Source organism: Streptomyces sp. NPDC107538 (assembly GCF_055657445.1).
Window position 1 is genome coordinate 14933 of record NZ_JBVKAY010000015.1, and the last position, 12782, is coordinate 27714.

At 72.2% G+C, this 12782-nt stretch carries 15 protein-coding genes and 5 tRNA genes; 11 read left to right on the plus strand and 9 right to left on the minus strand.

The genetic code is table 11. The annotated features are described in order from the left end of the window. The first annotated feature begins 41 nt into the window (after window positions 1-41). On the plus strand, window positions 42-1274 hold the full coding sequence (gene cobA / locus ACZ7MG_RS35625; protein ID WP_471389687.1) for a uroporphyrinogen-III C-methyltransferase: 1233 nt from the start codon (window positions 42-44) through the stop codon (window positions 1272-1274). Window positions 1275-1382: 108 nt separating this feature from the next. Further along, window positions 1383-2207 carry a TrmH family RNA methyltransferase gene (locus tag ACZ7MG_RS35630; protein WP_471389690.1) on the plus strand — a complete coding sequence of 275 codons (825 nt, stop codon included), beginning with the start codon at window positions 1383-1385 and terminating at the stop codon, window positions 2205-2207. 98 nt (window positions 2208-2305) lie between these two features. On the opposite strand, the gene ACZ7MG_RS35635 is transcribed toward ACZ7MG_RS35630, so the two are convergent. After that, the gene (locus ACZ7MG_RS35635; protein WP_471389990.1) at window positions 2306-3646 is read right to left on the minus strand and encodes a serine/threonine-protein kinase; all 1341 of its coding nucleotides are present in this window, start codon (window positions 3644-3646) and stop codon (window positions 2306-2308) included. 196 nt (window positions 3647-3842) lie between these two features. On the opposite strand from ACZ7MG_RS35635, the gene ACZ7MG_RS35640 reads away from it, so the two are divergent. The 4 genes from ACZ7MG_RS35640 to ACZ7MG_RS35655 all read left to right on the plus strand — a co-directional run bounded on the left by ACZ7MG_RS35640 (window position 3843) and on the right by ACZ7MG_RS35655 (window position 6341). After that, window positions 3843-4118, plus strand: coding sequence for a hypothetical protein (locus ACZ7MG_RS35640; RefSeq protein WP_471389693.1), 276 nt, complete (start codon window positions 3843-3845; stop codon window positions 4116-4118). 291 nt (window positions 4119-4409) lie between these two features. After that, window positions 4410-4610 (plus strand): hypothetical protein, encoded by a 201-nt coding sequence (locus ACZ7MG_RS35645; protein WP_020114444.1) that lies wholly within the window; start codon window positions 4410-4412, stop codon window positions 4608-4610. Between the two features lie 363 nt (window positions 4611-4973). After that, a complete protein-coding gene (locus tag ACZ7MG_RS35650; RefSeq protein ID WP_471389696.1) occupies window positions 4974-5942 on the plus strand; it encodes a phosphotransferase family protein in 969 nt (322 codons plus the stop codon). An 87-nt stretch (window positions 5943-6029) separates the two neighbouring features. Next, window positions 6030-6341, plus strand: coding sequence for a TFIIB-type zinc ribbon-containing protein (locus ACZ7MG_RS35655; protein WP_471389993.1), 312 nt, complete (start codon window positions 6030-6032; stop codon window positions 6339-6341). A 78-nt stretch (window positions 6342-6419) separates the two neighbouring features. Here ACZ7MG_RS35655 and ACZ7MG_RS35660 read toward each other — a convergent pair. The 5 genes from ACZ7MG_RS35660 to ACZ7MG_RS35680 all read right to left on the minus strand — a co-directional run bounded on the left by ACZ7MG_RS35660 (window position 6420) and on the right by ACZ7MG_RS35680 (window position 6881). Then, window positions 6420-6491 (minus strand) — tRNA-Val (locus ACZ7MG_RS35660). Between the two features lie 34 nt (window positions 6492-6525). Continuing rightward, window positions 6526-6597 (minus strand) — tRNA-Val (locus tag ACZ7MG_RS35665). Between the two features lie 23 nt (window positions 6598-6620). Further along, window positions 6621-6692: transfer RNA gene (locus ACZ7MG_RS35670), tRNA-Val, on the minus strand. 1 nt (window position 6693) lies between these two features. Further along, window positions 6694-6767, minus strand: a tRNA-Cys gene (locus tag ACZ7MG_RS35675). A gap of 41 nt (window positions 6768-6808) precedes the next feature. Continuing rightward, window positions 6809-6881, minus strand: a tRNA-Gly gene (locus tag ACZ7MG_RS35680). A gap of 157 nt (window positions 6882-7038) precedes the next feature. Between ACZ7MG_RS35680 and ACZ7MG_RS35685 the strand changes: the two genes are divergently transcribed. The 3 genes from ACZ7MG_RS35685 to ACZ7MG_RS35695 all read left to right on the plus strand — a co-directional run bounded on the left by ACZ7MG_RS35685 (window position 7039) and on the right by ACZ7MG_RS35695 (window position 9806). Then, window positions 7039-8082 (plus strand): chorismate-binding protein, encoded by a 1044-nt coding sequence (locus ACZ7MG_RS35685; RefSeq protein ID WP_471389699.1) that lies wholly within the window; start codon window positions 7039-7041, stop codon window positions 8080-8082. Next, window positions 8079-8900, plus strand: coding sequence for an aminotransferase class IV (locus ACZ7MG_RS35690; protein WP_471389702.1), 822 nt, complete (start codon window positions 8079-8081; stop codon window positions 8898-8900). The genes ACZ7MG_RS35685 and ACZ7MG_RS35690 overlap by 4 nt, the downstream gene beginning before the upstream one ends. An 81-nt stretch (window positions 8901-8981) precedes the next feature. Then, window positions 8982-9806, plus strand: coding sequence for a GNAT family N-acetyltransferase (locus ACZ7MG_RS35695; protein WP_471389705.1), 825 nt, complete (start codon window positions 8982-8984; stop codon window positions 9804-9806). Between the two features lie 40 nt (window positions 9807-9846). On the opposite strand, the gene ACZ7MG_RS35700 is transcribed toward ACZ7MG_RS35695, so the two are convergent. After that, a complete protein-coding gene (locus ACZ7MG_RS35700) occupies window positions 9847-10365 on the minus strand; it encodes a DsbA family protein (RefSeq protein ID WP_471389708.1) in 519 nt (172 codons plus the stop codon). A gap of 180 nt (window positions 10366-10545) precedes the next feature. On the opposite strand from ACZ7MG_RS35700, the gene ACZ7MG_RS35705 reads away from it, so the two are divergent. Beyond that, complete coding sequence (locus ACZ7MG_RS35705; protein WP_471389711.1) at window positions 10546-11001, plus strand: hypothetical protein; 456 nt, start codon at window positions 10546-10548, stop codon at window positions 10999-11001. Window positions 11002-11159: 158 nt separating this feature from the next. After that, on the plus strand, window positions 11160-11315 hold the full coding sequence (locus ACZ7MG_RS35710; RefSeq protein ID WP_179203361.1) for a hypothetical protein: 156 nt from the start codon (window positions 11160-11162) through the stop codon (window positions 11313-11315). Window positions 11316-11392: 77 nt separating this feature from the next. Here the strand turns inward: ACZ7MG_RS35710 and ACZ7MG_RS35715 are convergent, their stop codons facing one another. After that, window positions 11393-11953 (minus strand): CGNR zinc finger domain-containing protein, encoded by a 561-nt coding sequence (locus ACZ7MG_RS35715; protein WP_471389715.1) that lies wholly within the window; start codon window positions 11951-11953, stop codon window positions 11393-11395. A gap of 297 nt (window positions 11954-12250) precedes the next feature. Beyond that, complete coding sequence (locus ACZ7MG_RS35720; RefSeq protein WP_004002642.1) at window positions 12251-12664, minus strand: SsgA family sporulation/cell division regulator; 414 nt, start codon at window positions 12662-12664, stop codon at window positions 12251-12253. Between the last annotated feature and the right edge of the window lie 118 nt (window positions 12665-12782).

Consider the following 12782-nt stretch of genomic DNA (forward strand, 5'->3'; position numbering starts at 1 on the left):
GCACCTCACCCGCACAAAGCCCCGCAGGGAGCCGCACCCTCATGGCCGAACACCCCGCCTACCCCGTAGGCCTCCGCCTCACCGGCCGCCGCGTGGTCGTCATCGGCGGCGGCCAGGTCGCCCAGCGCCGCCTCCCCGCCCTCATCGCGGCCGGCGCCGACATCCTCCTCGTCTCCCCGTCGGCGACCCCGTCCGTGGAGGCGATGGTGGACGCGGGCGAGCTGACCTGGGAGCGGCGCCGCTACACGGAGGGCGACCTCGCCGAGGCCTGGTACGTCCTCATCGCCACCGGCGACCCGGAGGCGAACGCCCGTGCCTCCGCCGAGGCGGAGCGCCACCGCGTCTGGTGCGTCCGCTCCGACAACGCCGAGGAAGCCACCGCGTGGACCCCGGCGACCGGCCACAGCGAGGGCGTCACGGTCGCCGTCCTGACGGCCCGCGCCGAGGGCCGCGACCCCCGCCACACCGCCGCCATCCGCGACGCGGTCGTCGAGGGTCTGCGCGACGGCACCCTCGTCGCCCCCCACCACCGCACCCGCACCCCCGGTGTCGCCCTGGTCGGCGGCGGCCCCGGCGACCCGGACCTGATCACCGTGCGCGGCCGGCGTCTCCTCGCCGAGGCCGACGTCGTCATCGCCGACCGCCTCGGCCCGCGCGACCTGCTCGCCGAACTCCCGCCCCACGTCGAGGTGATCGACGCGGCGAAGATCCCGTACGGCCGTTTCATGGCGCAGGAGGCGATCAACAACGCGCTGATCGAGCACGCCAAGCAGGGCAAGTCGGTCGTCCGGCTCAAGGGTGGCGACCCGTACGTCTTCGGCCGCGGCATGGAGGAACTCCAGGCCCTCGCCGAAGCCGGCATCACCTGCACCGTCGTCCCCGGCATCTCCAGCTCGATCTCGGTCCCGAGCGCGGCCGGCATCCCGGTCACCCACCGGGGCGTGGCCCATGAGTTCACCGTGGTCAGCGGCCATGTGGCCCCCGACGACGAGCGCTCCCTGGTCGACTGGCCCGCGCTCGCCCGGCTCACCGGCACCCTGGTGATCCTGATGGGCGTCGACAAGATCGGCCGGATCGCCGAGACGCTGGTGGCGAACGGCAAGTCCCCGGACACCCCGGTCGCCCTGATCCAGGAGGGCACCACGGCCGCCCAGCGCCGGGTCGACGCGACCCTCGCCACGGTCGCCGAGACCGTGCGGGAGCGGGAGGTCAGGCCGCCGGCGGTCATCGTGATCGGCGAGGTCGTGAAGGTGGGGCCCGGGACGGAGGCGTGACCCCCGGGAGACGATCCCGGACCGTAGCCGGAGCGGAACCGTAACCACCGGTAACCCGACCCGTCCCAAGCCGTTGGCACCACACCCAGGACAAGGCAGTATCACCCTGTGGCCGATCTCATCACCGTTGAGGACCCCGACGACCCGCGCCTGCGCGACTACACCGGCCTGACCGACGTGGAGCTGCGCCGCAGGCGCGAACCCGCCGAGGGCCTCTTCATCGCCGAGGGCGAGAAGGTCATCAGACGGGCCAAGGAAGCCGGCTACGAGATGCGCTCGATGCTGCTCTCCGCCAAGTGGGTCGACGTCATGCGCGACGTCATCGACGAACTCCCCGCCCCCGTCTACGCGGTCAGCCCCGAGCTGGCCGAACAGGTCACCGGCTACCACGTGCACCGGGGCGCCCTCGCCTCCATGCAGCGCAAGCCCCTGCCGACGGCCGACCAACTCCTGGGCGCCGCCCGCCGCGTGGTGATCATGGAGTCGGTCAACGACCACACCAACATCGGCGCGATCTTCCGCTCGGCCGCCGCCCTCGGCATGGACGCGGTCCTGCTCTCCCCGGACTGCGCCGACCCGCTCTACCGCCGGAGCGTCAAGGTCTCCATGGGCGCCGTCTTCTCCGTCCCGTACGCCCGTCTCGACACCTGGCCCAAGGGCCTCGACGCGGTCCGCGACGCCGGCTTCACCCTGCTCGCCCTCACCCCGGACGAGAAGGCCAAGTCCCTGGACGAGGCCGCCCCGCACCACATGGACCGCGTCGCCCTCATGCTCGGCGCCGAGGGCGACGGCCTCTCCACCAAGGCCCTCATGTCCGCCGACGAATGGGTCCGCATCCCCATGGCCCACGGAGTCGACTCCCTCAACGTGGGCGCGGCAGCGGCGGTCGCCTTCTACGCGGTGGCAACGGGCCGCCCGCACCCGGCCCCGTAAGGGGCGCGAGGAACCGCGCGACAAGCCCCCACTCACCCGCGGTGAACAACCAAGCAGTAGCCCCGAGCGCTGCTCTTCGCGCTGCCCGGAGCAACCCCTCAACTGCCGCCCGACTCCACCATCGTCAGCTCAGGCCGGAGGCCGGCCCCCCCGAGCCCCCGAGCCGGCCCCTGACACCCCTGCGCCGTGGCGATCCCGAGCGCGGCCAGCAACGTCACCACGACGAACACGAAGAGCCGCTGCCGCAACAGCCGGGGATTGGCGGGCCTGCGCCCCGTCCCGGTGTTCCGCGGCCCCGACCGCCCCGCCCCACTGCGCGGCGCGGGCCGCTTCCCGGACCCGCTGGTGTTCCGCGACGGCACGGGCCTGGCCCCGGAGCGGGACCCACCGCCCGTCCGTGAACCGCCACCCCCGGTCCGTGAAACGCCCCCGCCCGTACGGGAACCGTTCCGCGGCGGCGGCGTACCGGGCGCCCCGGACTGACCCGGCTGCGTCCTGCGGGTCTCCGGCGGCTGCCGCAACGTCCGCTGCTCGACGTACTGCTCCGCGAGCCGCCCCGAGGGCCGGTCCGGATCGCTGCGCGGCGCGGGCGGCCGAACATCGGCCAGCCCCTGCGCCTCGCGGGCGGCGATCTCCTTGAGCCGCAACGACAGTTGCAGCGTGCTGGGCCGCTCCTCGGGGTCCTTCGCCAGACAGGCCCGCACCAGGGGGGCCAGCGCGTCCGGCACCCCGCGCAGCTGCGGCTCCTCGTGCACCACGCGGTAGAGCATGACCTCCGAACTGCCGTGTCCGAAGGGCGAGTCGGAGGTGGCCGCGTAGGCGAGCGTGGCCCCGAGGGAGAAGACGTCCGTGGCCGGGGTGACGGCGGCCCCGCGCACCTGTTCGGGCGCGAGGAAGCCGGGCGACCCCACGGCCGTACCGACATGGGTCAGGGTCGAGGCCCCGGTCGCCCAGGCGATACCGAAGTCGATGATCCGCGGCCCCTTCGGGGACAGCAGGATGTTGGACGGCTTCAGGTCCCGGTGGACGACCCCGGCCTCGTGCACCGCCACGAGCCCCTCGGAGAGCGCGGCACCGACGGCGGCCACATCGGCGGCCGTCATGGGCCCTTCCTCGGCGACCTTGTCGTGCAGCGAGGGCCCCGGAACGTACTGCGTGGCGAACCACGGACGGTCCGCCTCCAGATCGGCGGCGACCAGCCGGGCGGTGCACCCGCCCCTGATCCGCCGCGCGGCCGACACCTCGCGCGCGAACCGCGACCGGAACTCCTGATCCTCCGCCAGGTCCGGGCGGATCACCTTGAGCGCGACGCGCTGCCCGCGCCGGTCGGAGCCCAGGTAGACGACGCCCATTCCGCCCGCGCCCAGCCGTCTGTGGATCCTGAACGAGCCGACGACGCGCGGGTCCTCGCGCCTCAGGCGCATCATCGCCATGTTCATCCCCGCTGCCCGTTCCGTCTGACGAGCCACAGCTTACGTTTCCACGGCCGGGGGTGCGCAGAGGCCGCGCCCTCACAACTCGATGGATTGTCAGTGCCGGGTGGGAAACTTGAAGGGTGGTCAGGGAACAGGAGTTCGGGACGGTGTTGGGCTGCCTGTAATCCCAACCACCCGCCACAGAAGGGGGATTGAACCCGTGAAGGGTGACCGTGTGGAGATAGTCGTGGACGCCGGGGACACGACGCGTACCTACGAGGTGATCGCGAGCAGGGCGGGCCGCCGGGTGGAGACGGCGGTACGCCGAGGTGTCGTGGAAGTGAGCGAAGTCACCCTCCCCCACGCTCGGCTTCGCTCGCGCGGGGGGACCCCCATCGGCACCGTGGTACGGACCGCCAGGTTCATGGCGAACCGGGTCCTGGCCCTGGTCGAACAGCCGGTGCCCCGCGAGGCCGACTCGGAGCGCGACGCGTAACAGGCCGAGTAGCAAACCGCGTAACAGACCGCGTAACAGAAGGGGCAGACCGGGCGTCCCTTCCGGGATGACCCCGAGACCTAGGACCTCGTCTCCACCCTGGGGAGTACACCGCAGGTCATCGCTCATCCTCCGGGAGGCCCGCCAATCGGTACGAGGGCATGACGACCCGCACCCGCCGCGCGCCTAGATTTGAGGTCAAGCGGCGGGTGCAGCACTCGTCCCCCGAGGTCAGACACCCGCCGCTGCCAACCACAACGCAAGATCGACAAGAAGGTCAGAGGAGGGACCATGGCCCACACGGCACCGCGGACCGCGATCCGCACACGGGAGCGCAGGACGTTCACCGCCGACCGCCGTCCGGGTCGTCGCCACCCCTTGGTGGCGACCGCGATGGTCCTCCCTCTGGCGGCCCTGCTCGTGTACGCCTTCGGCGGCTGGGAAGCAGTGGTCACACAAGCGTCGTCCGTGGGTGTGATGCTGGGGCGCTGAGCGGCGACCCCAGGCCCGGAAGAGCGGTCCGGGCGGGGACATCCATCCATGAAACCCCGTGGGGACGGGGGTGCGGCGGACGGCAAATAAACGCCCGCGCAGCTGGGGAGCTGCGCGGGCGTTGTCTTTCCCCCACACCCCCCGACGACGTCCACACCCCCTCCGCCTGCACCCCCACCCACCCCGCCCAATCTGCGGGCAATCGTGCCGCTGGGGCGGCACGGGTGGGCGCAGGCGGCGCCTCGTGACCGCCGAGCCGCGGAACCCCGCCCGGAACCCCCGGCAAGGCGCACCCGAAACGTAGGCTCAGCCCCGGCGCCGTACGACAACGGCCGTACGACGACGCAGGACGCAGGGGGCCCCATGACCACCACCGGCACACACACCGGCACAGGCGCCGACCCCGCCGTACTCCCCGCCCTCAAGGCGAAGCTACGCCGCACGGCCCACCCCGGCTCCACCCCCTGCTCCCACCCCGACACGGTCCTCGCGGAACGCCCCGACGGCACAGTCGTCCGCCACGCGAACACCGTCGCCAAGGCCCACGCCCCCGACACCGACCCCACCCACCTGACCCTCCGCCTCCAGGTCGCCACCACCCACCCGGACACCCTCCTCGCCCCGCTGCACCCCACTCCCACCCCCCTCCACGACCGCCTCGTCACGCTCTGGCCGTACGGCACCCCGGTCGACCCCGAAGCCCCCGAGCACGCCCCCTGGGAGGCCGCGGCCACCCTCCTCGCTCACCTCCACCGACGGCCCCCACCCCCCGGCCTGCCACCCATGCGGGGCCCGGCCAAGGCGGCCCAGGCCATCGCCCGCCTCCGCGCCACCGCCCCCCACGACCCCGCCACCCCCGCCGTACTCCGTGCCTGGCACACCCTCCCGACCTGGGCCAGAGCCGAGGCCCCCATGCCCGACACCACCACCCTCTGCCACGGCGACCTGCACCTCGGCCAACTCGTCCGCCACCCCGCGGCCACCGGCCCCTGGCGGCTCATCGACGTCGACGACCTGGGCGTGGGCGTCCCCACCTGGGACCTCGCCCGCCCCGCCGCCTGGTACGCCTGCGGCCTCCTCCTCCCCGACGAGTGGACCCGCTTCCTCACCGCCTACCGGCAGGCCGGCGGCCCGGCGGTCCCCGCGCACGGCGACCCCTGGCCCGCACTGGACGTACCGGCCCGCGCACTCACCGTGCAGACCGCGGCCCTGGCGATCGCGAAGTCCACCGCGGCCGGCCGCCCCCTCGACGACGCCCAGCGGTCCGTTGTGGACGCATGTGACCGAATGGGAGGCATCCCGCCGGAGTTGGTGGAACCTTTCCCGAAGTAGGGTGCAACCGACCGCAGCCGGACAGTGTCTGTCCTGGCGTAACGCGAAGCAGGACCGAACGGCGAGGAGTTGAGCCGAACCATGCACATGCAGTGTCCGAAGTGCCATGCGCCGATGCACACCTACAACCGCAATGGCGTCCAGATCGAGCAGTGCAGCGGATGCCGCGGGATCTTCCTCGACTACGGCGAGCTGGAGGCGCTGACCCGCCTGGAGGGCCAGTGGGCGGGCGGCCCGGGCGTTCCCCCGCCGCCGGCCGCACCGCAGTACCCGGCGGGCGGCGGCCACAACGCCCCGGCCTGGGGCGCCCCGCACGGCGGTCACCATGGTGGGCACCACGGCGGCCACCACGGGGGTCACCACAACCGGGGCTTCGGCCACATGCTGTTCTCCAGCTGAGGCGCGCGGGGCGCATCGCGCCCCCGCTCGCACGACGAAGCCCCCGGCCGTACGAGACGGTCGGGGGCTCGGTGCGTGTGGACGATACTGGGATTGAACCAGTGACCTCTTCCGTGTCAGGGAAGCGCTCTCCCGCTGAGCTAATCGTCCTCGGGATCACAGCCCGGAGGCGGTGGATCTTGCGTGCGCGATACTGGGATTGAACCAGTGACCTCTTCCGTGTCAGGGAAGCGCTCTCCCGCTGAGCTAATCGCGCGGGGACCCGTTGAACCGGATCAGTGGACGATACTGGGATTGAACCAGTGACCTCTTCCGTGTCAGGGAAGCGCTCTCCCGCTGAGCTAATCGTCCTTGGAGGTGGAGACGGGATTTGAACCCGTGTAGACGGCTTTGCAGGCCGTTGCCTCGCCTCTCGGCCACTCCACCAGGAGTTGTGGGGGTTCGGGAAGATCCCCCACGTTCCTGCGAGCGGACGACCAGGTTCGAACTGGCGACCTCAACCTTGGCAAGGTTGCGCTCTACCAACTGAGCTACGTCCGCTTGTCGTTTCCGTTCCGCTTCCGCGGCCCGGCGACGAGTTGAACTCTAGCGGATTCCGGGGCCAGCACAAAAACGCGTTTGTGCAGCGTGCTGCCCTGCGTCCAGTCCGAGACCCGGTCGGGGCCGCCCACCAGGCACCCGTCCTAGACTCGACTGTGTGTCCGACCTCCCTCCGCTCGCCCGCTTCGGCAACCTCGTGGCCACCGGTCTCACCGATGTGACCAGCGACGCCGCCGCCCTGGACTCCGCCGGCTTCTGGGCCGTGTGCGCGGACTACGAGGGCGGTCTGGTGTGCGCGCGCTTCCGTGACGTACGTCGCGAGCCCGCGCCCGCCCCGGTGCCGGGGGAGTGGCACGGGCCGGGCGTCGACGACTGGACGTCCTCGCTCGACCGCGCCGCGTACACGGCGGGCGTCCGCCGGATCCGTGAGCACATCGCGGCCGGCGAGGTGTACCAGGCCAACCTCTGCCGGGTGCTGTCCGCGCCCGTCGCCCCGGACGCCGACGTGGACGCCCTGACCGCGCTGCTGGCCCGCGGCAACCCCGCACCCTTCGCAGGAACGATTCGCCTCCCGGCGCACGGCGTCGAGATAGCCACCGCCTCCCCCGAACTCTTCCTGCGCCGCGACGGCCGGACCGTCGAGTCCGGCCCGATCAAGGGCACCGGACGCACCGAAGCGGACCTCCTGGAGAAGGACTACGCCGAGAACGTCATGATCGTCGACCTGGTCCGCAACGACATCGGCCAGGTCTGCGCCACCGGCTCGGTGACCGTGCCCGACCTCTGCGTCGTCGAGAAACACCCCGGGCTGGTCCACCTCGTCTCGCTCGTCCGGGGCGAGCTGCCCGAGACCGCCGGCTGGCCCGAGCTGCTCGCCGCCGCCTTCCCGCCCGGCTCCGTCACCGGCGCGCCCAAGTCCAGCGCCCTGCGGATCATCGACGCCCTGGAGACCGCCCCGCGCGGCCCGTACACCGGCGGCATCGGCTGGGTCGACGCCGACCGGCGCACCGCGGAGCTGGCCGTCGGCATCCGCACCTTCTGGATCGACCGGACGGCCGGCGAGCTGCGCTTCGGCACGGGCGCGGGCATCACCTGGGGCTCGGACCCCGAGGCGGAGTGGCGGGAGACCGAGCTGAAGGCCGCCCGGCTGCTCGCGGTAGCGTCGGGGACGTACGAGGCGAGTGGGAGGACCCTTACGTGAAGATCTGGCTCGACGGCGGACTGCAGGACATCGACTCCGCCCGTGTCTCCGTCCTCGACCACGGACTGACCGTGGGCGACGGCGTCTTCGAGACCGCGAAGGCGGTCGACGGGCGGCCGTTCGCGCTGACCCGCCACCTCGACCGGCTGGCCCGCTCGGCCTGCGGCCTCGGCCTGCCCGAGCCCGACCTCGACGAGGTCCGCCGCGCCTGCGCCGCCGTCGTGGAGGCCAACCCGATGGCCCTCGGCCGGCTGCGCATCACCTACACCGGCGGGGTCTCCCCGCTCGGCTCCGACCGCGGCGACCACGGCCCGACCCTCGTCGTCGCCCTCGGCGAGACCGCCCGGCGCGCCGACTCCACCGCCACGATCACCGTCCCGTGGACCCGCAACGAGCGCGGCGTCCTCACCGGCCTGAAGACCACCTCGTACGCCGAGAACGTCGTCGCCCTCGCCCGCGCCCACGAACAGGGCGCCACCGAGGCCCTGTTCGCCAACACCGTGGGACAGCTCTGCGAGGGCACGGGCTCCAATGTCTTCGTCGTCCTCGACGGCGAGCTCCACACCCCGCCCGTCGCCTCCGGCTGCCTCGCGGGCATCACCCGCGCCTTGGTCGTCGAATGGACCGGCGCCCGTGAGACCGACCTGCCGCTGGACGTCCTGGACCGCGCCGACGAGATCTTCCTGACGTCGAGCCTGCGTGACGTGCAGTCCGTGCACCGCGTCGACGCCCGCGAACTCTCCACCACCCCGGGCCCCGTGACGGCGAAGGCCATGCGGATCTTCGACGAGCGCTCCGGCGACGACCTCGATCCGTGAACCTCTCGATGCGGCGCTCGATCCGTAAAGGCTGAGGATATTCGGCGGACTCCGCGCGCCGTGGCGGGTAGAACACCCCTGATGACCACCACCCTGCGGCCCATCGAGCCGCTTCAGCACGCCGCCGACGGGTCCCGTTCGCGCCGCTACCAGGTATGTGTGAACAGCCGTCCCGTCGGCCGGATACACCTCGGCACGCGCCCCGACCCCGGGGCCACGGCCGCCCGCATCCTGGACCTGTGGATCGACGAACCGGACCGGCGGCGCGGCCGGGCCACGGTCGCCGCGCTCGCCGCCGAGGAGGTCGCCCGGGGCTGGGGCTGCCGACGCATCGAGACCAGCGTCCCGGCCGACGCCGAGCCCGCCCTGCGCCTGACCCAGGCACTCGGCTACGTCCTGCGCAACCGGAGCATGACCAAGCCCCTAGACGGCACCCCGCCCGACCTGCCCGAGGGCAGCCGGGGCCGGCCCATGACCGAGGCCGAGTACGAGCCCTGGAAGGCGAACGGCCTGGAGGGCTACGCGCAGGACCTGATCAGCCGCGGCGTACCCGAGGCGGAGGCCTACGGCAGGGCCGGCGAGGAATACGTGCGATGCCTGCCGCAGGGCGTGGCCTCCGCCGGCAGCCTCCTCAGCGTGCTGGAACACGAGGGCACGAGAGTCGGCACCCTCTGGCTGTGGCTGACCGACGACAAGGCCTTCGTCTACGAAGTGGAGGCGGACGCCGCCCACCGGGGCAGAGGCCACGGCCGTACGCTCATGCTGCTGGCCGAGGCCCAGGCCGTGGCGGCCGGGAAGCCCACCATCGCGCTCAACGTCTTCGCGGGGAACGTCCGGGCCGAATGCCTCTACGACTCGCTCGGCTACCAGACGACGGCCCACCACCTGTCCAAGCCCCTGCTCTGAGGGCCTGCCGGGCGGAGCCCCGGCGAGGGTGAGGTGGGGGTCAGGCGCCGCCGGCCAGCAGCCGGTCGGCGATCTCCTCGATCCGTTCGCGCAGCCCCGCCTGGCTCTTGCCGCCGTCGAGGCGCTCGCCGCCGATGACGTACGTCGGGGTGCCGGTCACGCCGATCGCCTTGCCCTCGGCCTGGTCGGCGTCGACGATCAGGATGTGCCGGCCGTCGATCAGCGCGGTGTCGAACTCCTCGGCGTCCAGCCCGAGTTCACGGGCCGCCTCGACCAGGAACGGCTCGCCGGCCCGGTCCAGTTCCTCGACCCGGCCGAGCACGGCCTCGACATACGGCCACGCCCGCCCCTGCTCCGCGGCCTCCTCGGCGGCCTGCGCGGCGGCGAAGGCGTGCTTGTGCTTCTCCAACGGGAAGTGCCGCAGCCGTACGTCGAGCCGGTCGCCGTAGCGGGCCCGCAGCGCGCGGATGTCGTCGAGGGCGCTTCGGCAGTCGGGACACTGGAGTTCGCACCAGACGTCCAGGACGACGGCGGACGGTACGGGGGACGAGTCGTTCATGGGGCCAGTCTCCCAGCTCCCGGGGAGTGAGCCGGACCGGAACGGGAGGGGGCACCGACCCCGAGACGACCCGGAGATGTCCCTGAGGTCTTCCCGGACCATGGCATATCGGACGCGTGGCGGTGCAGGATGGAAGGGACGGAACGAGACCGCCCGCCCGAGCACCGCCTGGAGGACCGGATGATTGCCGAGACAGTCTGTGCCGCCGTGGCCGCGGCAGGCCTGGGCATCGCCGCCATCACGGCGTATCGGAAGCGTTTCCTCCGGGCGACTCGTATCGCCGCCTATTCCCTGGTGCCCCTCGGTCTGGTGATGACCGGGGTCGTCGAGTGGGTGGCCGACACCGCCTTCAGTCCGACCGCGTGGGCCGGCTTCGGGGTGCTCGGCGCCGCCTGGCTGCTGTTCATGACCACCCGCGCCGTGGAGCGGCGCCGCGGGGTCACCGGCAAGGACCGCAAGGCGGCCAAGGCGTCCCGCACCGAGGCGATAGCCCCCGCGGCCTCCGCACCCTCGCTGGGGCAGGGCGCCCGACCGGCGGGACGCCCGGCGGCATCACCCCGGGCCGGCGGCGCGGGAAAGCCCGCGGCGGACGACTTCAGCGACATCGAGGCGATCCTCAAGAAGCACGGCATCTGACCCGCCGGGCCGCCGCGGACTGAAACGACACAGTAGGTCGAGCCGCGACGCCGAAGTGATCACGTTCGCTCCGTACGTTGTGGATATTGGCGAACTCTCCGTCATTCCGGGTCGGTTGATCGCGCGGAGGGTCTCCGCTGCGTCATCATCGCCACGAGATGCTGGACACAACAACACAGAGCGACACCGTCGTCCCACCGGAGGAGCGGCGAGGTTGTCTCTTCGCTCTCTCCCAGCCACCGCTGATGATCTTCCTAGCGGTGATCGGCTGCCTGCTGCTCATGGCGTCACTGCACGACCTGCTGATGCTCTGAGCCGTAAACGGAGCCCCTGACGCCACCCGTCGAGGGCTCCGTCAGCCCCGCACCCCACGCGTCCGCCGACCGTCGCCTCAGCCCGCCGCCTCCTTGCGGCGCGCCCGGTAGGCGGCCACATGCAGACGGTTTCCACAGGTGCGGCTGTCGCAGTAGCGGCGCGAGCGGTTACGGGAGAGGTCGACGAAGGCGCGCCGGCAGTCGGGGGCCTCGCAGCGGCGCAGCCGCTCCTGCTCCCCGGCGACGACGAAGAAGGCGAGCGCCATGCCGCAGTCGGCCGAGAGATGGTCGGCGAGCGACGCGCCGGGCGCGAAGTAGTGCACATGCCAGTCGTAGCCGTCGTGATCGGTGAGCCGGGGCGTGGTGCCGGCCGCGGCGATCAGCTCGTTGATGACCGAGGCGGCCGAGGCCGCGTCGGGCGCGGCGAAGACCTCCGCGAACCGGCCCCGGACCTTGCGCACGGCCGCGAGGTCGAACTCCGACAGCACACCGACATCGCTGACCTCGTGGTTTCGTACGAAGTCGGCGAGCGCGGCTACGGTCGCGAGCCCGTCGGTCGCCGCGTCGTTCTCCGGCACGGTGTTCACCAGATCCACCACGGCGTCGAGGGAACACCGGGTGTCGTGGGTGATCAGCACGTTTCGCTCCCTGGCCTGCGAGGGTCGGGCGGGCGCCCGCCGATGCTGGCCGATGGTAATCGCTCGGCGAGGCGGTGGACCGGTGCGGACCGGCCCCGGAGCGCCCTGGTACGAGCGGAACGGGCCAGGGGCGCGATTGGTGCCCGATCCCGTCGCGCTCGGTGACGACAGGGCGACGCCGCCGCGCGGAGGTCCGCGACGACGGCGTCGTTGGGTCGGCCTGAAGCCGTATTCGGTTGTCTTGGCCCGAGCCGTCTCCCCGAGTGGACGGCGCCGGGCGGCTCTGTGGGCCTCGCCCTAGCTCTCGGCCAGGATGTGCGAGAGCTCCTGATCGAGGTCGAAGTGCCGGTGCTCCGTGCCGGGTGGCACGGCGGCGTCCGTGCGCTTCAGGAAGGACTCCAGGGCCCGCGCCGGGGCTTCGAGGAGGGCCTCGCCCTCCGGGGAGCTCAGGGCGATGCACACGACGCCCTGGCCATGGCTGCGCGACGGCCAGACACGGACGTCGCCGGTGCCGGTGGGCCGGTGCAGCCCCTCGGCGAGGAGGTCGCGGGCGAACACCCATTCGACCGTTTCCTCTGCTCCGGTGTGGAAGGTGGCGTGCACGGCGTAGGGATCGGCCGTGTCATACCGCAGTCCCGCTGGAACGGGCAGTGAGGACTCGCTCGACACAACGAGGCGCAGGTGCAGCTCGCAGCTGACCGTGGTGTTCATAAGCGCCAAGGCCTTTCGCTCAGTGTGCGCTCGGGGATTCGCACGTCGGCGAAATCGACATGCCACCTACGGTGCCGTTGTAAACCCCTCTGGGAGTTTTGCGTCGCTTTTGGTAGCT